The 18,565-nt window shown below is 72.5% G+C and carries 18 protein-coding genes and 1 pseudogene; 6 read left to right on the forward strand and 13 right to left on the reverse strand.

What is annotated here, in order from left to right; translation table 11 throughout:
- Window positions 1-3: 3 nt before the first annotated feature.
- Together ACIQ5Y_RS04825 and ACIQ5Y_RS04830 are read right to left on the reverse strand one after the other, a co-directional pair.
- Window positions 4-1,380 (reverse strand): nitrate/nitrite transporter, encoded by a 1,377-nt coding sequence (locus ACIQ5Y_RS04825; RefSeq protein ID WP_403875682.1) that lies wholly within the window; start codon window positions 1,378-1,380, stop codon window positions 4-6.
- A gap of 5 nt (window positions 1,381-1,385) precedes the next feature.
- A complete protein-coding gene (locus ACIQ5Y_RS04830) occupies window positions 1,386-2,060 on the reverse strand; it encodes a GntR family transcriptional regulator (RefSeq protein ID WP_403874992.1) in 675 nt (224 codons plus the stop codon).
- 145 nt (window positions 2,061-2,205) lie between these two features.
- On the opposite strand from ACIQ5Y_RS04830, the gene ACIQ5Y_RS04835 reads away from it, so the two are divergent.
- Window positions 2,206-3,381, forward strand: a complete 1,176-nt coding sequence (locus tag ACIQ5Y_RS04835) for a DUF418 domain-containing protein (protein ID WP_403874994.1) — start codon at window positions 2,206-2,208, stop codon at window positions 3,379-3,381.
- Here ACIQ5Y_RS04835 and ACIQ5Y_RS04840 read toward each other — a convergent pair.
- The 4 genes from ACIQ5Y_RS04840 to ACIQ5Y_RS04855 form a co-directional block, all read right to left on the reverse strand.
- Window positions 3,368-3,763: a nuclear transport factor 2 family protein gene (locus ACIQ5Y_RS04840; protein WP_403874996.1), complete on the reverse strand. Its 396-nt coding sequence runs from the start codon at window positions 3,761-3,763 to the stop codon at window positions 3,368-3,370. The two genes, ACIQ5Y_RS04835 and ACIQ5Y_RS04840, sit on opposite strands and share 14 nt — an antisense overlap.
- A 135-nt stretch (window positions 3,764-3,898) precedes the next feature.
- A complete protein-coding gene (locus ACIQ5Y_RS04845) occupies window positions 3,899-4,204 on the reverse strand; it encodes a protease inhibitor I42 family protein (protein WP_403874998.1) in 306 nt (101 codons plus the stop codon).
- 41 nt (window positions 4,205-4,245) lie between these two features.
- Entirely contained in the window at window positions 4,246-6,138 is a 1,893-nt protein-coding gene (locus ACIQ5Y_RS04850) for a C1 family peptidase (RefSeq protein WP_403875000.1), read from the reverse strand.
- 157 nt (window positions 6,139-6,295) lie between these two features.
- Window positions 6,296-6,949 carry a hypothetical protein gene (locus ACIQ5Y_RS04855; protein WP_403875002.1) on the reverse strand — a complete coding sequence of 218 codons (654 nt, stop codon included), beginning with the start codon at window positions 6,947-6,949 and terminating at the stop codon, window positions 6,296-6,298.
- A 683-nt stretch (window positions 6,950-7,632) separates the two neighbouring features.
- On the opposite strand from ACIQ5Y_RS04855, the pseudogene ACIQ5Y_RS04860 reads away from it, so the two are divergent.
- Window positions 7,633-8,022, forward strand: a pseudogene (locus ACIQ5Y_RS04860) (DUF3995 domain-containing protein); the annotation flags it as partial.
- Window positions 8,023-8,063: 41 nt separating this feature from the next.
- Here the strand turns inward: ACIQ5Y_RS04860 and ACIQ5Y_RS04865 are convergent.
- Complete coding sequence (locus ACIQ5Y_RS04865; protein WP_403875004.1) at window positions 8,064-9,179, reverse strand: FAD-dependent monooxygenase; 1,116 nt, start codon at window positions 9,177-9,179, stop codon at window positions 8,064-8,066.
- Window positions 9,180-9,354: 175 nt separating this feature from the next.
- Between ACIQ5Y_RS04865 and ACIQ5Y_RS04870 the strand changes: the two genes are divergently transcribed.
- Window positions 9,355-10,350: a TetR/AcrR family transcriptional regulator C-terminal domain-containing protein gene (locus tag ACIQ5Y_RS04870; RefSeq protein ID WP_403875006.1), complete on the forward strand. Its 996-nt coding sequence runs from the start codon at window positions 9,355-9,357 to the stop codon at window positions 10,348-10,350.
- Window positions 10,351-10,416: 66 nt separating this feature from the next.
- Here the strand turns inward: ACIQ5Y_RS04870 and ACIQ5Y_RS04875 are convergent, their stop codons facing one another.
- Window positions 10,417-10,797, reverse strand: a complete 381-nt coding sequence (locus tag ACIQ5Y_RS04875) for a hypothetical protein (RefSeq protein ID WP_403875008.1) — start codon at window positions 10,795-10,797, stop codon at window positions 10,417-10,419.
- 160 nt (window positions 10,798-10,957) lie between these two features.
- Between ACIQ5Y_RS04875 and ACIQ5Y_RS04880 the strand changes: the two genes are divergently transcribed.
- Window positions 10,958-11,377, forward strand: coding sequence for a PPOX class F420-dependent oxidoreductase (locus tag ACIQ5Y_RS04880; RefSeq protein ID WP_403875010.1), 420 nt, complete (start codon window positions 10,958-10,960; stop codon window positions 11,375-11,377).
- Between the two features lie 104 nt (window positions 11,378-11,481).
- Here ACIQ5Y_RS04880 and ACIQ5Y_RS04885 read toward each other — a convergent pair whose 3' ends face one another.
- The 5 genes from ACIQ5Y_RS04885 to pdhA form a co-directional block, all read right to left on the reverse strand.
- Entirely contained in the window at window positions 11,482-12,252 is a 771-nt protein-coding gene (locus tag ACIQ5Y_RS04885) for a hypothetical protein (protein ID WP_403875012.1), read from the reverse strand.
- A 37-nt stretch (window positions 12,253-12,289) separates the two neighbouring features.
- Window positions 12,290-13,228 carry a GNAT family N-acetyltransferase gene (locus ACIQ5Y_RS04890; protein ID WP_403875014.1) on the reverse strand — a complete coding sequence of 313 codons (939 nt, stop codon included), beginning with the start codon at window positions 13,226-13,228 and terminating at the stop codon, window positions 12,290-12,292.
- A 119-nt stretch (window positions 13,229-13,347) separates the two neighbouring features.
- Window positions 13,348-14,775, reverse strand: coding sequence for a dihydrolipoamide acetyltransferase family protein (locus ACIQ5Y_RS04895; RefSeq protein ID WP_403875016.1), 1,428 nt, complete (start codon window positions 14,773-14,775; stop codon window positions 13,348-13,350).
- A gap of 12 nt (window positions 14,776-14,787) precedes the next feature.
- Entirely contained in the window at window positions 14,788-15,768 is a 981-nt protein-coding gene (locus ACIQ5Y_RS04900) for an alpha-ketoacid dehydrogenase subunit beta (RefSeq protein WP_403875018.1), read from the reverse strand.
- Entirely contained in the window at window positions 15,768-16,967 is a 1,200-nt protein-coding gene (gene pdhA, locus ACIQ5Y_RS04905; RefSeq protein WP_403875020.1) for a pyruvate dehydrogenase (acetyl-transferring) E1 component subunit alpha, read from the reverse strand. The genes ACIQ5Y_RS04900 and pdhA overlap by 1 nt, the downstream gene beginning before the upstream one ends.
- A 326-nt stretch (window positions 16,968-17,293) precedes the next feature.
- Between pdhA and ACIQ5Y_RS04910 the strand changes: the two genes are divergently transcribed.
- Window positions 17,294-17,956, forward strand: coding sequence for a response regulator (locus ACIQ5Y_RS04910; RefSeq protein ID WP_403875022.1), 663 nt, complete (start codon window positions 17,294-17,296; stop codon window positions 17,954-17,956).
- A gap of 169 nt (window positions 17,957-18,125) precedes the next feature.
- On the forward strand, window positions 18,126-18,542 hold the full coding sequence (locus ACIQ5Y_RS04915) for a pyridoxamine 5'-phosphate oxidase family protein (protein WP_403875024.1): 417 nt from the start codon (window positions 18,126-18,128) through the stop codon (window positions 18,540-18,542).
- The last annotated feature ends 23 nt before the right edge of the window (window positions 18,543-18,565 follow it).

Genomic DNA, 18,565 nt, shown 5'->3' on the forward strand with positions numbered 1-18,565 from the left:
GGCCTACGGGGACCCCTTCCCCGAGGTCTCCGGGACCGGACACGCGCGCGGGGTCGGTTCCGGTTCCGGTTCCGGTCGCGGGTGCGGGTGCGGGTGGTCCTGCGGAGCGGACTGCGCGGGGATCGTGACGCGGGCGCGGGCCGCCTCGCGGGCCAGGGCCCGGCCGCGCAGCCGCAGGATCTGGGTGATGCCCAGCGCCTCCAGCACGAACACCGTCGAGAAGGCGATGCGGTAGTCGTCCCCGGTGGCGTCCAGCAGGATGCCCACCGCCAGCAGCGTCGTCATGGAGCCGATGAAACCGCCCATGTTGGTGATCCCGGAGGCCGTGCCCTGACGCTCCGGCGGGTTGGCCGGCCGGGCGAAGTCGAAGCCGATCATCGACGCCGGACCGCAGCCCCCCAGCACCAGGCACAGCGTTACCAGCAGCCACATCGGCGCCCGGTCCCCCGGGTAGGCCAGGACCGAGCCCCACAGCAACGCGGTCACCCCGACGGTGCCCAGCGCGAGCGGGATCCGCGAGGACTGGCGGCGGCCGATGATCTGGCCGTAGACCAGTCCGAGCACCATGTTCGAGGCGACGACGAGCGTCAGCAGCCCACCCGCGGTGGTCCGCGACAGCCCCTGCGCCTCCACCAGGAACGGCATGCCCCACAGCAGCAGGAACACCTGCGCCGGGAACTGCGTCGTGAAGTGCACCCACAGCCCGAGCCGGGTGCCGGGCTCGCTCCAGGACTCCTTGATCTGGCGGCGCACGAAGCCGCTCCCGCCCCGCGACCGGGCCACGGGCGGCGGCTCGTGCCCCTCGGGGTTGTCCCGCAGGAACAGCACCAGCGGCACCATGACGACCAGCCCCGCCACCGCGCTCCCCGCGAAGGCCGTCGTCCAGCCGACCCCGTGCAGGACGGGCGCGAGGACGAGGGTGGAGACGAGGTTGCCCGCCATGCCGGCCAGGCCGGCGAGCTGGGCCATCAGCGGGCCGCGCCGGGCCGGGAACCAGCGGGTGCCGAGCCGCAGCACGGATATGAAGGTCATCGCGTCGCCGCAGCCCAGCAGCGCGCGGGCGGCGAGCGCCATCCCGTACGAGGGCGAGAGCGCGAAGCCGAGCTGCCCGACGGTGAAGAGCACCGCGCCCAGCGTCAGCACCTTCTTGGTACCGAGCCGGTCCACCATCAGGCCGACGGGGACCTGCATGCCCGCGTAGACCAGCAGTTGGAGGAGCGAGAACACGGCGAGGGCGGAGGCGCCCACGTGGAAGCGGTCCGCGGCTTCCAGCCCGGCCACGCCCAGGCTGGTACGGAAGATCACCGCGACGAAGTAGACGGCGACACCGATGCACCAGACGGCGACGGCCCTGCGCCCGCCCGGCGGATCCTTGGGCAGCTCGGTCACCGGCCCTGCCCCCGCACCAGCGCGTCGACCCGCCCGATGTGCCCGCGCACGGCCGCCGCGGCGGTGTCCGCGTCCCCGGCGCGCAGCGCGTCGAGGATCTCGGTGTGCTCGGCCAGCGTCCGCTCCAGGCGCTCGGGGTGGGCGTGCAGCACGGCGACGCCCATCCGCAGCTGCCGGTCGCGGAGCTGGTCGTAGAGCCGGCCCAGGATCTGGTTGCCGGTGGCGGCCACGATCTCGGCGTGGAAGGCCCGGTCCGCGGCCGTCATCCCGGGGAGGTCGCCCGCGACGGCGTACCGGCGCTGCTCCTCGATCAGCCCGGCGAGCCGGTCGAGCAGGCCGGGCGGCGCCGGAACGGCCCTGCGTACGGTGAACTCCTCGATCAGCAGCCGGGTTTCGAGGACGTCGTTGATCTCCTGCGCGGAGACGGGCAGCACCAGCGCGCCCTTCTTCGGGTACAGCTTCAGCAGCCCCTCGGTCTCCAGCCGCAGCAGCGCCTCGCGGACGGGGGTCCGGGACACCCCGACGGCCTCGGCGAGTTCGCCCTCGGTGAGGAGGGTGCCGCCTTCGTAGCGGCGGTCGAGCACACCCTGCTTGACGTGCTGGTAGACGCGTTCGGCGGCGGTTGCGGGGGCGGTCGTGGCGCTGGCTGTGGTGGTGACTGGGTCCGGCATGCGCACAGCATAGATACAACAGGGGTGCAAGCCGGGTGCGGTCCAGGATGCGGACGGCGCGCGCCCGCCGCTGCACCGAAGTGTGTACCCGGGCTTCGTCCACCGGCAGGACGTACCGGGCCTCCCCCGCCGGGACCCTGAAGTCATGGCCGACACACTGCTCACCGGCGCGGGTCCGACGACGGCCGCCCGGCTGCCGCTCCTCGACGTCCTGCGCGGCGCCGCCGTCCTCGGCACGCTCATGACCAACGTCTGGATCTTCGCCTCTCCCGGCTCGGAGTGGAGCGTGCTCCAGGGCGGGCTCGGCTCGCCCGACCCGGTCGCCGACCCCTCCGCCGCCACCGTCGCGGAGAGCGTCTTCCGCTTCCTGGCCGACGGCAAGTTCCTGTCCCTGCTCACGATCCTGTTCGGGGTGGGCCTGGCCATCCAGTACGACTCCGCCGCGCGGCGGGGCGAGCGCTGGCCGGGGCGGTACCCGCGCAGGGCCGCCTTCCTCTTCCTGGAGGGGACCGTCCACTTCCTGCTCGTCTTCGCCTGGGACGTGCTGATGGGGTACGCCGTCACCGCGCTCCTCGTCGCCTGGCTCCTGGCCCGCTCCGAACGCGCGCGGCGGGTCGCCCTGTGGACGGCCGCGGGCGTGCACCTGACGTTGGTCGGGCTGGTGACGCTGGGGTCCCTGGTCGAGCCGGACTCCGGCCCGAAGGCCCCCGACCCCGAGGCCGTGCGGCTCTACGCCCATGGCGGCTGGGCCGACCAGATCGCCTTCCGGCTCGACCACTTCGGCGCCCTGCGCATCGAGCCCGTCTTCACCTTCGGGCTGCTCGTCTCCCTCTTCCTCCTCGGGGTCCGGCTGCACCGTGCGGGGGCGTTCGCCCCGACCGCCGCCGGGCGGCGCATCCGTGTCCGGATGGCCGCCTGGGGACTGGGCCCGGGACTGCCGCTGGGCGCGGCCGCGGCCCTCGGCGGGCAGGACTTCTTCGTGCTGGGCCGCTACGGCATCGCGCCGCTGATCGCGGTCGGGTACATCGGCCTGATCGGCACCGCCCTCGACCGTTTCGCGGTGCCGGGCGCGAAGGCGCTCGGCTCCGTCGGGCGCACCGCGCTGTCCTGCTACGTCGCCCAGAACCTGCTGTGCGTGCTGCTCTGCTACGGCATCGGCCTGGGCCTGGCCGAGCGCTTGGGCGGCAGCGGCCCCTGGTGGGTGATGGGCCTGTGGGCGGCGGTGTCCGTCGCGCTGGCCGCCGGATCGGCGCTGTGGCTGCGCCGCTTCGAACGGGGTCCGCTGGAATCCGTACAGGGGTGGGTGCTCACGAGGCGGTGACCGGCTCCTCCCCGGCCTCGTCGGTCTCGAAGTGGAACACCTTCGCGATGATCCGCCACTGGCCGTCCACCCGCAGCAGGGTCAGGAAATCGGTGTACAGGCGCGGGCCGATCGCGCATTCCACCCGCGCCAGCGCGGTCACGGGCCCGGCGAACTCGACCGAGACGATCCGGTCGCGCCGGGCCTCCCCCCGGGCGGAGGGGGGCTCCCTGCGCGCGACGATCGGCAGGTACTCGTCCATTCCGAGCCGCAGCAGGGGCCCTTCCGTGGCCGTGGCGTAGACGGCCTCCGGGTGGAAGACCCGGCCCAGGAGCTCCGTATCGCAGTGGTGGAGCCCGTCGAAGTAGTCGGCGAGGACGGAACGGACGGCTTGGTCGGACACGGGAGACCTCCGGGGCTCGGCTCTGTTCGGCTCGCGGCTGCTGCTCGTCCACCAACCTAGGAGAACCCGCCCTCCCACCACCAAGACGAAGACCGAAGCGGTCCGATAGGCACAGGCGATGAAGGCGGGTGGGGGTCAGCCGGCGGTGACCACCACCTCCAGCACGAACTCGTCGTACGGGGCCTCCTGCGGGTACGGCGGCCGGACCTGCGCGAAGCGGATCCGGGCCCGCCCGCCCGGGCAGCGGCCGCGGACCACGTACGTCCGCTCCAGGGCGGCCCCCGGCAGGGTCTGCGCCGGGGCGGGCGCGGCCTCGGTCACCGAGACGGCGTCCGCGTCGCCGGTGACCTGCCAGGTCCACACGTACCCGCGCGCCCCGCGCCCGGCGAGCCTCAGCTCGTACGACTCGCCGGCGTCGAGGGCGATCTCGCGTACCTCCACCCGCCACGACCTCCCGGATCGAATCACGGGACCTCAGGGACTCACACGGGGCCGATCACCGACCCCTCGTGCCAGCCCGCGCCGTCGCGCCAGTAGTGCTGGAGGGTGCGGTCGGTGCGCAGCACGATCACCTCCAGGTTGAACCCGAAGCTGCCCTGGAGCATCCCGGTGACCGAGGCGACGTCGTGCCCGAAGACGGCGCTGCGGGTCCAGGCGCCGCCGGAGGCGTTCCCCCGCCACCAGTGCTCGACGCGGCCGCCGGCCACGGCCACGCACAGCTCGTAGTTCCCGGCGGTGTCCTCGTCGGCGGCTCCGTACTGGGCCTCGATCAGGCAGGGCGCGGAGACGGCCGCCGTACCGCTGCCGAAGACCTCCCCGGCCCGCCAGGCGAAGCCGTTCGGGTCGTCGCGCCACCACAACTGCATCCGGCCGTCGGTGCGGGCGGCGACCAGGTCGAGGTGGCGGCCGCGGGTCTGGACGAGCGCGGGACCGAAGTGGGCGATGCCGGAGGCGAAGCGGCCGCCGTCGTTCCAGGTCCAGGGGGCGCCGTTGATCCGCCACCAGTGGCCCAGCCGGCCGTCGGCGGTCCGGACGACCACCTCGAAGTTGCCGGGCTTGCCGTAGTCGCTCTGGATGAAGGCGGGGGTCGATCCGATCGCCGCGTCGCCCGGCCCGAAGGCTCCGCCGTCGCGCCAGACGCGGGCCGACTGCTCGTAGTACCAGTGGCGCAGCCGGCCGCCCGTGGTGACGTGCAGGGACTCCATGTTGCGGTTGTAGGTGGTGCCGGTGAAGGCGGGCTGGCCGGAGGCGTCGTTCGCGAAGATGCCCCCGCGGGCCCAGAGGAAGGGGGAGTCGCCGTCGCGCCACCAGTGCTGGAGGCGGTTGCCCGTCGTCGTCCCGAGCAGCTCGAAATTGCGGTGGGCGCGGCCGTTGCCGCTCTCGTAGACGTTGCCGGCGTGCAGGCGGCGCTTGCTCCAGGGGTCGATGTTGGTGCCGCGCAGGCCGCACTTGGCCCAGTGGTCGATGTTGACCTCGCCGTAGGCGATCCGGCCGTAGCCGCCGACGTGGTAGCCCGTCCCCCAGGAGTTCTTGAACAGCCAGCATCCGGCCGCGTCGTCGTAGCCGACGATCAGCACGCAGTGCCCGCCCGCCAGGTGGTCGTCGGTGCGGTGGTAGACGCCCGATCCGAGCCCGAAGAAGTCGTCGTAGACGTCGAAGCAGGCGGTGAGCGGGCCGACGGTGTCCAGCCAGACCTTCTGCTGCTCCACGTCGCCGAGCCGGACGTAGTCGGTGATGCGGACCGTGCGGCCCGAGCGGTCCCAGCTGGGCGTGTACTCGGCGCGCCAGGCGTCGCGGCGGGAGGCGGGCAGCCCGTCGGGCGGGGTGCTGTAGGGCCAGCAGTCCGGGTCGGCGAGGCCGCCGTTGTCCCTGACCCAGTCGAGCGCGGTCTCGGGATTGGAGCCCTGTCCGCAGCTGAACCGCAGCCCGTCGTGCACGTCCCCCTCGGAGCGCTCCGCCCACACGCCGTGCTCGATCCGGGCCATCGACTCGACCAGCCCGGCCGCGCCGAAGGCCCAGCAGGAGCCGCAGGGGTTCTGGTCCTTGACGTTGGTGATCCAGGGCCATCCCCAGCGGCGGCGCCAGTCGACGGCGGCGGGCCGGGCGGCGGCCGTCGGCGGCGTGCCCGGTATCAGGCCGTGGGCGGCGCGGCGCCGGGTGAGGTGTTCGTTGCCGCTCGCGTGCCCGATCAGCCCCCGCAGATCGACCGTTCCCGCCTCCTCGGCGGTCGTGAGGTTCGCCCCGGGCTCCAGGCCCAGCGAGGGCCTCGGTACGGGCTCCTCGTCGGCCAGGTGCTCCGAGACCGACCACCGCGCCCCACGCGACGCGAGCCGCGCCCGCAGCTCCCCCGCCGACTGGACGTGCTCCTCCGGCATGGCGCCCCCCAGCTGCAACCGTTCGAATGCCAGACCCGGGAGCGTCCCCCCGGGCGCGGGGGGCGTCAAGGGGGTCCGCGCGGTCGCGCGGGGGCACGCGGGGGCACGTCCGGGACGGCCCGGCCGGAGGCGGCACTCGCGGCCGGGGCGTACGGACCTACCTGCTCCGCGGGAAGAACGTGACGGGTGTGTCGCCGGTGTACGCGAATTCACCCGCGGGCAGGCAGTTCTCCAGGGGGCGACGGCCCAAGCCGTCGCAGTGCTCCGCGCTCAGCCGCATGAAGACCGTCGTGGTGTGCGCGCCGGCGCTCAGCGAGGACAACGGGGCCGAACCGAAGAAGGCGAAGAGGTCCCGGTCGAAGGGGGCGATCCGGCGGATCGTCTCCGGGCCGAAGGTGTGGCTCCGCTCCTGGGCGGTGCCGATGTCGTTGACGACCCGGATCCCGAGGAACTTCGAGACGAAGTCGTCCATCGGGTTGAACCGTGCAGGCGTGTAACCCCGCGGGTACCGGGCGCGGGCACCGTTGACCGCGGTGCCCCAGCTCGGGAAGGTCCGCACCCACTGCTCGCCCACGAACGCCTCGCGGCAGTCCGGAGGGCCGATGATCCGCTCGCTGACGCCGAGGAAGGCGTTGAGGTTGGTCCCGTCGGGAGACAGGCAGTTGTGATCGGCGGGAGGAACGGCTGCCCGGGCCGCGGCCCGCGCAGGCTCCTTCTCGCGCGCCTGCGCCGCCGTGCCGGCGCCGGCCGCGGCCGACAACGTCGCCAGCACGACGGAGACCACGACCGCCCGCATCCGATTGGGTTTCATGGGGCTGCTGCCCTTCGACTCGACGTCGCCATCGAGCCGACCATGCCGCGAACCGGCGAAGAGCCCGTGCCGGACACGCCGTTGCCCTGCCTCTGCCGGGTGACGCCCCTCCCCCGCGTGGGGGAGCCGGATGGTCCCCGGGCAGGACGTGGGGTCGGCCGGGCCTTGGCCAGCATGGGCGTATGGGTGTCGACGGGTACGTGCCCGCGGGGCGCGGGGTGCGGGTGGCCGCATGGGTGGCGGGCGCCGGGATGCTCGTGTACGCGGGGCTGAAGGTGTACATGGCGCTGCGCGGGGAGATCGGCATGCCGGGCAGCCCGGCACCGCCCGAGGTGCAGGCCCGGTACGGGAACCCCGCACTGTCTCAGGCCGGCAACGCGGTGCTGGGGGCCGGCGCGGCCGTGGTGGTGTGGGCGGCCGTCGCCCGGTGGGGGGCGCGGATCCGGCGCCCGCTGCTGCTGGGGGCGCTCGCGGCGGCGGTGGCGTTGCAGTTGGCGGGGTTGGTGGCCACCGCGGTCCGCGAGGGCGGCGGGGACTCCCCGTCGGGCTGGGCCGCGAGCGGCGTGCAGCTCGTGGCGTGGTGCGTGGTGACCGTGTCGTATGCGAGGCGGACTCGCCGTCCGGCACGATCCCGGGCCTGGGCGGCGTACGGAGCCTTCGGCTGCGCGCTGTCGTACGGGCTGATGAAGCTGAACTGGGCCCTGGGCGGGGATTTCCTGGCCCGCGAGACCCCGCTCCCCCCGTCCCTGCGGGAGGAGTTGCTCGCCCGCGCCGACAGCGCGCAGGCCGGGCACTGGCTCTCGGTGGCCCTCGCCCTGCTCGGCATGGCGGCCGCCCTGCACCTCGCCGGCCGCTTCGGCCCGCACGGCCGCCTGCGCCGCCGGGCGGTGCTCGGGGGCGCGTGGGCCGGCTGCGCGTTCATGACGGCGCGGGCGGTGGGGCTGCTCGGCTACGGCTTCGTCGGGGACCTGCGCGTACTGTCGGGCCGGGCCTCCGTACCCGCCCGGTACGCGGACCTCGCGCGCGAGCAGGCCTGGTGGGACCTGCTGCTGTGGGCGCCGTACTGGCTGCTGTTCGGCCTGTGCTGGGGCGTGGCCGCCCGGCGTTACCGGCGTCAGCCGTCCAGGGAGATGGCGTTCTTGGCACGCTCGACGGACTCCTCCGAGGCCGGGCCGCCGGGGTTCTCGGTGGCCAGGGCCTGGTTGGCGGTGACGAAGGGCCGCATGCGCCGCTCGTAGTGCGCGAACGCCGCCCGGTGGTCGCCGTCGGGCGCCTGGGCGAGGCAGTCGGCCAGTACGTACGCGCCCACCAGGGCGAGGCTGGTGCCCTGCCCCGAGAGCGGGGAGGGGCAGTAGCCGGCGTCCCCGAGCAGGGCGACCCGACCCCGCGACCACGTGTCCATGCGGATCTGGGCCATGGCGTCGCAGTAGAAGTCGGGCGCCTTCCGCGCGGCCTCGGCCAGCCGGGCCCCCTCCCACCGCAGCTTCTCCAGCTTGCCGATGATCAGCTCCCGCAGCGCGCCGAGGTCGCGCCCCAGTCCGTCCGGGAGCGGGGCGGACTCGAAGCCGAAGGCGATCCTGAGCTCGGTGTTGTCGCGCACCGGCATGATCCCGAAGCCCGTGTCCCCGTCGCGCAGCCACATCTGCCAGTCGTCCAGGCCGAGGAAGTTGTCCGCGCCGAACACCGACAGGTAGCTGCCCAGGTGGTGCGAGAACCGCTCCTCGGGCCCGAAGGCGAGGCGCCGCACGGTGGAGTGCAACCCGTCCGCCCCGATCACGAGGTCGAAGGTGCGGGACTCGTGCCGCGCGAAGTCGACGCGCACGCCCGTCTCGTCCTCGTGGAGCGCGGTGACGGTGTCGTCGAAGAGGTACTCGGCGTCCTCCCGCGTGTGCTCGTGGACCATCCCCACCAGGTCGTCCCGCAGCACCTCGATGTCCTCGCCGTCGAGCCGCCCGCTGCTGAAGGTGGCCTCGGTCGAGCGGTGGACCTCGTTGCCCTCCGGGTCGAGGACCGACATGCCCCGCATCCGGGTCCGCACGCTGCTCGCCTGCTCCAGCAGGCCCATCCGGCGGACGACTTCGAGGGCGACGCCCCGGATGTCCACGGCCTGCCCGCCGGGGCGCCGGCCGGGGGCGCGCTCGATGACGGTGGGGCGGAAGCCGTGGCGGCGCAGCCAGTGGGCGAGGACGGGACCGGCGATGCCGCCACCTGAGATGAGTACGGTCTGCATGGGTTTCTCCTCCGTCGCTGTGCGGGTTCGTACGCTGTACGCAAGCTGACCGTACGACGCCTCCACAGGCCTCCTCAACTGCCCAAATAGCCTTGCTGCACTAGGGCAGATGGACTGCGAGAGCGATCACCGCTGGTACCCTCTGCACTAGTACAGGAGAGGGAGGCGGCCGAACGTGACGAAGGCCACACGACCCACACTGCCGGCGGGGGATCCCCCCTACCTGCGCATCGTCGCCGCGATCCGGCAGCGCATCGCCGACGGTGAGCTCGGCCCCGGGGATCCGGTGCCGTCGACCCGCCGGATGGCCAAGGAGTGGGGCGTCGCACTCGCCACCGCCACCAAGGCGCTGACCACCCTCCGGCTGGAGGGGATCGTCGAGACCCGGCCCCGCACGGGCACGGTCGTCGCCGGATCCCCGACGGCCGCCCCGCCCCGCCGACGCCCGTCACCGGCCCCGGACCCGGACCCCGAGCGGGAGCTGAGCCTCGACCGGATCGTGCGCACCGCCGTCGAGATCGCCGACGCCGAAGGGCTCGCCGCGCTCTCCATGCGCGGGATCGCGGCACGGATCGGGGTCGCGCCGATGTCGACGTACCGGTACGTGCCGAGCAAGGAGGACCTCGTCCTGCTCATGGCCGACGCGGCGTTCGGCGAGGAGACCTACCCGGCCGACGCCCCCGAGGACTGGCGTTCCCGCGTGGAACTGAGCGGGCGCACCCTGTGGCGCCTGTACCGCAGGCACCCGTGGCTGGCCCAGGTCGGCTCCCTCACCCGCCCGTTGCTCGTGCCGAACCTGATGGTCCACGGGGAGTGGGTGCTGGACGCCCTCGACCGCCAGGGCCTGGACCCGGAGACGGTGTTCGACATCCACGTCCTGCTCTACAGCCACGTACAGGGCCTGGCGGCGCACCTGGAGACGGAGGCGCAGGCCGAGGCCACGACGGGCCAGTCGGAGGAGCAGTGGATGGACAGCCGCGCGGACGCGCTCGGGAACCTGGTGACGTCCGGCCGTTTCCCGGCGTTCGCCAGGGTCGTCGGCTCCTTCGAGGACGGCTACGACCTGCGACTGGACAAGCTCTTCGAATTCGGCCTGGCCGCCCTCCTGGACGGCCTGACCCCCGTCATCGAAGGCCGGCGGCGTCCCGGACCTGCCGCAGGCTCGGATTGACCATGGCGGGATGCTCCCACGCGCCGCCGAGCGGGTCGGCGGCGCGCGGGGCGGGTCGGCGGCGGATCAGTAGGAGACGCGGCCCGTCGAGTACCGGTCGAAGAGCAGGTAGAACTTCGTCCCGTCCTTCACGTCGGTGGCGGCCAGACCCCAGACCCCTGCCTTCAGCGAGCGCTCGGCGTTGCAGTACCAGGGGGCGTTGGAGGGGACGAAGCAGGTGCGCACCTTCGTGTCCGCGCTCGGTTTGACGTTGATGTCGTAGCAGTACGACGTGGTCACGGCGAGGGTGTCGTGCGGCCAGCTGTTGACCTCGTCGGTCACGAAGTTCCGGGCCGTGTCGTTGCAAGCCAGGGCGCCGGCCTGGGCCGTGCCCGCCGAGACGGCGAGCAGGCCGGTCGAGGTGAGCGCGAGGGCGGCCAGGGCGGCGGCGGCCTTGCGTCGGTACATCGGGGTCCTCCGAGCGTGGATGAGGTGGCATGTCCACGCCAGGGTGAGGGGATCCGGGAGAGCGCGGCAATGGTCCGGACTTGGTGACCGTGACGTAGCCCCGCCCCGACTTCGTCTAGTCGGCAGGACGAAACGGTGACCGCCAACTAGCGTGACGCACATGACTGTTGAGCTGACCGAGAAGGTGCGCCAACTGCTGGACGCACCGCATCCCGCCGTCCTCTCCACCCTCAATCCCGATGGCAGCCCGCAGAGTTCCGTGGTCTGGGTGAGCCGGGACGGGCACGACATCCTGATCTCCACCGAGCAGGGCCGCCGCAAGGAACGCAACATCGTCCGCGACGGGCGGGTCGGCGTGACCGTCTTCGACCTGGCCAATCCCTACCTGTACGCCGAGATCCGCGGCACCGCCACCGTCACCGAGGACACCGGCCGGGCCGTGGCCGTCCGCATCGCCGAGGAGTACCTGGGGCCGGGCGGCGGCAAGGAATACGCCGACGACGGCGACGGCGCCCTGCGCGTGGTCGTGCGCATCACCCCGACCAAGGTCCTCGGCAACGCCGCACGCGCCGACGGCTAGGCACGGAGTCCCGGTCTCCGCATACCGCGCGGGGACCGGGACCGCGGGGTGCGGACTGTAGGAATCAGCCCTCCGTGACGTGGTTCGGGACCGCCGGAGGGGCCCTACGGCATCCGCGCCCGCACCGCCTCCCACGCGTCCACCACCCCCGCCAGCGGATCCCCGTCCGCCAGGTGCGGACGTACGAGGACCAGCCACGGGATCAGGAACTTGATGCGCCGCAGGTGCAGGATCTCCGCGGCCGGGAGGTCCCGCCAGATCCGGCCCCGCGCGGCGGCCTCGGCCGGGGTCAGGTCGATCAGCGCCAGCAGCTCCCGGCACAGCGCCGCCGGGTCGCCCCCGCGTTCCGGGCCCGGGCCGAAGGTGCGGATCAGGTAGCCGCGTACGTAGGCCACCTCGGGCGCCCTGACCAGGTCGCCCGTCCCCTCGGCCCGTGCGCAGCGGTACACCGCGGCCAGCGCCACCCGGCCCCAGCGCAGCCGGACAGCGTCCGCCAGCCCCTCGTCCTGCATGCGCGAGCCGGCCATGACGCGCAGGGCCCGCGGCGCGGGCTCGTCGAGCAGCGGCGGGTCGGTGGCCAGCCAGGCCTCCAGGTCGGCGAGCGCGTGCCCGTCCGGGGGTACGGAGGTCAGCACCTGGCCGCGGCTGAGCAGCGCGACCACGGCCCCCGTGAGGTGGACCTTCGCGGTGTGCCCGGCGTCGAAGGAACCGACGGCCCGCCCGTACCGCTCGATCCGTCGCAGCCAGAGCCTGAGCTCCCCCACCGCGTAGACCTGCCCGGCCCGCGCGACCCCGCCGACGCAGCGGACGACGCACACACCGCCCGTGACGTCGGCCTCCTCGACGGAGTACACCTGCAGTTCGGCGAATGGCACCCCGACCCCCTTCCGGTCGGAGGCTACCCGGCGCGCCTCAGACCCCGGAGGGCTCCTCCAGGACCAGGCGGATCTCCGTCACCTCGTACCCGGCACGGTCGAAGGCGGCGGCCATCGGCGCGTTGACGGTGTCCGTGGTCGCGGTGATCCGCTCGGCACCCTCGGAGGCGTGGAAGCGGGTGATCTCGGCGAGGATCTCGTCGATCAGGCCCTGGCCGCGCTGTTCCGGTACGACGCCCAGGTAGCCGACGTTGCGGTGGTACGGGGTCGCCGAGGGGATCGCCATGCCCGCCAGCGTGCCGTCCGGGAGGTCGGCCAGGCGCCACCAGGAGCGCTCGCCGGGGCAGTCGAGGTAGAACTCGACGTCTTCGCGGGCCAGTTGCTCCGCGTCCATCGACCGCAGTTCGGTCTGCGTGTGGAGGTCGAGGCTGCCGGAGGACAGCCGGGCGAAGGCGTCGAGGAACTCCTCGTCGGTGCCCTCGCGGAAGACGAGCCGGCCGGTGGGCTCGGTGGTGCCCGCCTCCGGGGTCCACTCGTAGCGCAGCCGCTCGATCCCGCTCGTCAGACCGACCTCGTGCGCGGCCGCCGTGCGCCAGGCGACCGCCGCGGTCAGCTCCGGGTCGGTGCGCCAGTCGCGGGGCAGCGACATGTTGTAGAGCGGCAGGTTCCCGAAGGCGGCGTGCCCGGCGGCGAGCAGCCCGGCGGCGACGGCGGCCGGGTCGGCCACCGAGGAGCGGACCTGGAGGCAGTCGAGCGCGATGGGCCGCTCGCTGTCGGCGCGCCCCCACCACAGGGCGCGGGCGAGGACCTCTCCGTCCTCGTCCTCGGCGAACCAGATCCACTCGGCGCGGAACCGGTTCCCGGCGAGCTCCTCACGGATCTTGTCGGCGGTCAGGGCGGCGACGGGGCCGTCGGCCGGGTAGGCCAGGGCGCGGTCGATGTCTGCGGGGTCTGCGGTGGCAGCGCGAAAGAGCATCCGGCGATGATCACACGGTCGTACCGCGACGGCCGGCGATTTCCCTCCTCGGGACAGGACGCCGACGGCCGGCCTCCCGGGAAGGAGACCGGCCGTCGGCTGATGCGTCGTGCGTGCCGCTACGCCCAGGTGATCAGGCGGCGCGGGTGTTCCAGGACCGCCGCGATGTCGGCGAGGAACTTGGAGCCGAGTTCGCCGTCGATGAGACGGTGGTCGAACGACAGGGCCAGCGTGGTGACCTGACGCGGCTTCACCTTGCCCTTGTGGACCCACGGCTGGAGCTTGATCGCGCCGACCGCGAGGATCGCGGACTCGCCGGGGTTCAGGATGGGCGTACCGGTGTCGACGCCGAAGACGCCGACGTTGGTGATGGTGATGGTGCCGTTCTGCATGTCGGCCGGGGAGGTCTTGCCGTCGCGGGCCGTGGCGACCAGCGAGGACAGGGACTCCGACAGCTCGCCGAGCGTCTTGGCGTGCGCGTCCTTGATGTTCGGGACGATCAGCCCGCGCGGAGTGGCCGCCGCGATGCCCAGGTTGACGTAGTGCTTGAGCACGATCTCCTGGGCCGCCTCGTCCCAGGACGCGTTGACGTCCGGGTTGCGGCGGATGGCCACCAGCACGGCCTTGGCGATCAGGAGCAGCGGGTTGATCCGCAAGCCCGCGAGGTCCGGGTCGTCCTTGAGCTCCTGGACCAGCTTCATCGTGCGGGTCACGTCGAGGGTGATGAACTCGGTGACGTGCGGCGCGGTGAAGGCGGAGCCGACCATGGCCTGGGCGGTGACCTTGCGGACGCCCTTGACCGGGATACGGGTCTCCCGCACGCCCTGCTCGACCGCGAGGGCCGGGGCCTCGGTGGCCTGAACGGCCTGGGCCGGGGCCTGCACCTGCACCGGGGCCGCGGCCGGTGCGGCCTGCGGGGCGATGGCCGCGGCCGCCGCCGCGTGGACGTCCTCGCGGGTCACGACCCCGCCGTCGCCGGTGGGGACGACGGCGGCCAGGTCGATGCCGAGGTCCTTGGCGAGCTTGCGCACGGGCGGCTTGGCCAGCGGGCGCTCGCCGGCCGGCTGCGCCGGGACCGCGGGGAGCACCGGGGCGGCCGGAGCGGCCGCCGGGGCCGTGCCGTTCTGCGCGGGCGCACCCGCCACCGCCTTGCGCGGGCGGCGCTTGGTGGAGGCGGTGGAGACGCCGTAGCCGACCAGGACGGGCTGGCGCGCCTCGGCGGCCGGCTCCTCGACGACCGGCGCGGCGGGCGCGGCGGCTGCCGGGGCGGCCACCGCGGCCGGGGCCTCGGCGGCGGCGTCGCCACCGGCGGTCTGCACCGAGATGATCACCTGGCCGACGTCGACGGTGACGCCCTCCTCGAAGAGGAGCGCGTGCACGACGCCGTCGAAGGGGATCGGCAGCTCGACTGCCGCCTTCGCCGTCTCGACCTCGCAGACGACCTGCCCGTCGGTGACGGTGTCACCCGGCTGGACGTACCACTTGAGGATCTCGGCCTCGGTGAGGCCCTCGCCCACGTCGGGCATCTTGAATTCGCGGATGGTCATGAACGTGGCTCCTCAGTACGCCAGCGAGCGGTCGACGGCGTCGAGCACCCTGTCCAGGCCCGGCAGGTACTCGTCCTCCAGGCGGGCCGGCGGGTACGGGGCGTGGAAACCGCCCACGCGCAGCACCGGCGCCTCCAGGTGGTAGAAGCACCGCTCCGTGATGCGGGCGGCGATCTCCGAGCCCACACCCAGGAAGACCGGGGCCTCGTGGACGACGACCAGCCGGCGGGTCTTCTCGACCGACGCCTGGATCCCGTCGAAGTCCACCGGGGACATCGAGCGCAGGTCCACGACCTCGACGGACTTGCCCTCCTCGGCCGCGGCGGCCGCCGCCTCCAGGCAGACCTTCACCATCGGACCGTAGGCCGCCAGGGTGACGTCCGAGCCCTCGCGCGCCACGCGCGCCTTGTGCAGCTCGTACGGGATGGCCTCGGTGTCGACCTCGCCCTTGTCCCAGTAGCGGCGCTTCGGCTCGAAGAAGATCACCGGGTCGTCGCTGAGGATCGCCTGCTGGAGCATCCAGTACGCGTCCGAGGCGTTCGACGGGGAGACCACCTTGAGGCCCGGCACGTGCGCGAAGAGCGCCTCCGGGGACTCGCTGTGGTGCTCGACCGCGCCGATGCCGCCCGCGTACGGGATGCGCACGACGACCGGCATCTTGATCTTGCCGAGGGCACGCGCGTGCATCTTCGCGAGCTGCGTGACGATCTGGTCGTACGCGGGGAAGACGAACCCGTCGAACTGGATCTCCACGACCGGCCGGTACCCGCGCAGGGCCAGGCCGATGGCGGTGCCGACGATGCCCGACTCGGCGAGCGGGGTGTCGATGACCCGCTCCTCGCCGAAGTCCTTCTGCAGGCCGTCGGTGATCCGGAAGACACCGCCCAGCTTGCCGACGTCCTCGCCCATGATCAGGACCTTCGGGTCCTGGTCCATGGCCTTGCGCAGCGACTCGTTGAGCGCCTTCGCGATCGACATCTTCTCGACAGCCATCAGTGACCCTCCTCGAAGGACGCGAGGTAGGCGGCGAACTGGGCGCGCTCCTCGTCGACGAGCGCGTGCCCGTCCGCGTAGACGTTCTCGAAGATCGCCATGGTGTCGGGGTCGGGCATGGCGCGCACGACCTCGCGCACGCGCTTGCCGAGGGTCTCGCTCTCGGCCTCCAGCTCCTCGAAGAACGCCTCGTCGGCGCCCCCGGTGGCCAGCAGGTGGGCCTTCAGGCGCAGGATCGGGTCCTTGGCCTCCCAGGCCACCGTCTCCTCGTCCCGACGGTACTTCGTCGGGTCGTCGGAGGTGGTGTGCGCGCCCATGCGGTACGTGAACGCCTCGACCAGGGTCGGGCCCTCTCCCCGGCGGGCCCGCTCCAGCGCCCAGCGGGTGACGGCGAGGCAGGCGAGGACGTCGTTGCCGTCGACGCGGACGCCCGGGAAGCCGAAGCCCTGGGCGCGCTGGTAGAGCGGTACGCGCATCTGGCGCTCGGTGGGCTCGGAGATCGCCCACTGGTTGTTCTGGCAGAAGAACACCACGGGCGAGTTGTAGACGGCGGAGAAGTTGAAGGCCTCCATCACGTCGCCCTGGCTGGACGCGCCGTCGCCGAAGTAGGCGATGACCGCGGAGTCCGCGCCGTCCTTGGCCACACCCATCGCGTAACCGGTCGCGTGCAGCGTCTGCGAGCCGATGACGATCGTGTACAGGTGGAAGTTGTTGGTGTTCGGGTCCCAGCCGCCGTGGTTCACGCCGCGGAACATGCCGAGGAGGTTGGTCGGGTCGACCCCGCGGCACCAGGCCACACCGTGCTCGCGGTAGGTCGGGAAGACGTAGTCGTCGCCGCGGAGCGCCCGGCCGGAGCCGATCTGCGCGGCCTCCTGGCCGAGGAGCGAGGCCCACAGGCCCAGTTCGCCCTGACGCTGGAGTGCGGTCGCCTCACCGTCGAAACGGCGGGTGAGCACCATGTCGCGGTACAGCCCGCGCAGGTCCTCGGTGGTGATGTCGGCGACGAAGGGGGCGAACTCGGCGTTCTCCGCGCTCTCGACGCGGTTCCCTTCGGGCGTCAGCAGCTGTACGAGCTGAGGTTCAGCGTCCTGCGTCTGCGCGGTGGCAGCGGCGGGCTTCGCGGCGCTTGCCGCGCCTGCCGCCCGCTTGGTGCCGCTGCTGCGTCGCGGCTTGCGCGCGGCAGTGCTCTCCACGGTCACTTGGTGCTCCTCCGTCGGTCCGGCACCCGGGTTCTCCGGGGTCCAGTGCGGCTCACCTGGATCCGTACCAGCGCACGGGGTGGGTGCGCGTCATGTACGGGATCAAGGCGTGACAGGTGCCCCGGCGAGTGCCCTGCGCAATGCACGTTACCCAGTGCGCCGCATAACTGCGAAACCCCGTTTGACCTGCGTTTTTGCTTGGATTTCCAAGTAAATCCGCAGTGGCGGGAACAACCACTGGTCACAGCCTTGCAGGGGCCGGGAACAACGGCACGTTATCCCGGGTAACTCCGGCAGGGAAGGGGTGAGTGTGTGAAACTGACTTCGTGCGCGAAGACGGAAAAATCAAGGTATTCCTCCTGGACGACCACGAAGTGGTACGTCGGGGCGTCCATGAGCTGTTGTCGGTCGAAGAGGACATCGAGATCGTCGGCGAAGCCGGTACGGCGGCCGACGCGCTGGTCCGCATCCCGGCCACCCGCCCGGACGTGGCCGTGCTCGACGTCCGGCTGCCCGACGGCAGCGGTGTGGAGGTGTGCCGTGAGGTGCGCTCCCAGAACGAGGACATCAAGTGCCTGATGCTGACCTCGTTCGCCGACGACGAGGCGCTGTTCGACGCGATCATGGCCGGTGCCTCGGGTTACGTCCTCAAGGCGATCCGCGGCAACGAACTGCTCAGCGCCGTCCGGGACGTGGCGGCCGGCAAGTCCCTGCTGGACCCGGTGGCCACCGCGCGGGTGCTGGAGCGGCTGCGCGACGGCGCCAAGGGCAAGGGCGACGACCGCCTGGCCAACCTGACCGACCAGGAGCGGAAGATCCTCGACCTGATCGGCGAGGGCCTGACCAACCGCGTCATCGGCGAGCGGCTCCACCTGGCCGAGAAGACGATCAAGAACTACGTCTCCAGCCTGCTCTCCAAGCTGGGTATGGAGCGCCGCTCCCAGGCCGCGGCCTACGTGGCCCGCCTCCAGGCCGAGAAGCGGAACTGACCCCTCGCGGTCGACCGCGCCCGATCACACGCCGTGACGCCCCGTGGGCGCACCACTCGTCGAACCGGGGTGGTGCCACGGGGCGGGCCGTTCCATTCGGGACCAACGTCCTCGATCATGGGGGCGGCGTCCTCTTTCCGGCACGATGTCGGTACCCGAGAGTGGGTGCATGTCACCGGAGGAACTCCACGCCATCGAACTGCTGCGCCAGGTGCCTTACGGCCGGGTCGCCACCAGCATGCGCGCGCTGCCCTTCCTCGCGCTGGCCCGCCACATCGTGGTGGACGGCAAGGTCGTACTGAGAATGCACGCCGGTTTCGGCTACCACCAGGCGTGCAACGGCAGCGTGGTCGCCTACGGGGCCGACAACTTCAATTCCCCGGACCACCGGCTGTGGTCGGTGCAGTTCACCGGAACGGCCGAGATCGTCGAACCGACCACGGCCGAACTGGAACTTTTCGGCCCGGGTCCGCATTTCGTGGACGGAGAGGTCTTCGACCCCGTCTACATGCGCATCGAACCCCAGTTCGTCACCGTGCACTCGCTCGCCGGAAATCCGGACCGCGAATACCAGCACGCCCTCTGACGCGCCGGTATCCCGCTCTCCCG

This window comes from Streptomyces sp. NPDC096339 (assembly GCF_044762985.1).
GTDB lineage: Bacteria > Actinomycetota > Actinomycetes > Streptomycetales > Streptomycetaceae > Streptomyces.

Coding starts and splice junctions, on each gene's coding strand:
- ACIQ5Y_RS04895 (WP_403875016.1), bottom strand. CDS start 14,775: ATGACCATCCGCGAATTCAAGATGCCCGACGTGGGCGAGGGCCTCACC.
- ACIQ5Y_RS04875 (WP_403875008.1), bottom strand. CDS start 10,797: ATGTACCGACGCAAGGCCGCCGCCGCCCTGGCCGCCCTCGCGCTCACC.
- ACIQ5Y_RS04855 (WP_403875002.1), bottom strand. CDS start 6,949: ATGAAACCCAATCGGATGCGGGCGGTCGTGGTCTCCGTCGTGCTGGCG.
- ACIQ5Y_RS04850 (WP_403875000.1), bottom strand. CDS start 6,138: ATGCCGGAGGAGCACGTCCAGTCGGCGGGGGAGCTGCGGGCGCGGCTC.
- ACIQ5Y_RS04865 (WP_403875004.1), bottom strand. CDS start 9,179: ATGCAGACCGTACTCATCTCAGGTGGCGGCATCGCCGGTCCCGTCCTC.
- ACIQ5Y_RS04830 (WP_403874992.1), bottom strand. CDS start 2,060: ATGCCGGACCCAGTCACCACCACAGCCAGCGCCACGACCGCCCCCGCA.
- ACIQ5Y_RS04835 (WP_403874994.1), top strand. CDS start 2,206: ATGGCCGACACACTGCTCACCGGCGCGGGTCCGACGACGGCCGCCCGG.
- ACIQ5Y_RS04915 (WP_403875024.1), top strand. CDS start 18,126: ATGTCACCGGAGGAACTCCACGCCATCGAACTGCTGCGCCAGGTGCCT.
- ACIQ5Y_RS04880 (WP_403875010.1), top strand. CDS start 10,958: ATGACTGTTGAGCTGACCGAGAAGGTGCGCCAACTGCTGGACGCACCG.
- ACIQ5Y_RS04900 (WP_403875018.1), bottom strand. CDS start 15,768: ATGGCTGTCGAGAAGATGTCGATCGCGAAGGCGCTCAACGAGTCGCTG.
- ACIQ5Y_RS04890 (WP_403875014.1), bottom strand. CDS start 13,228: ATGCTCTTTCGCGCTGCCACCGCAGACCCCGCAGACATCGACCGCGCC.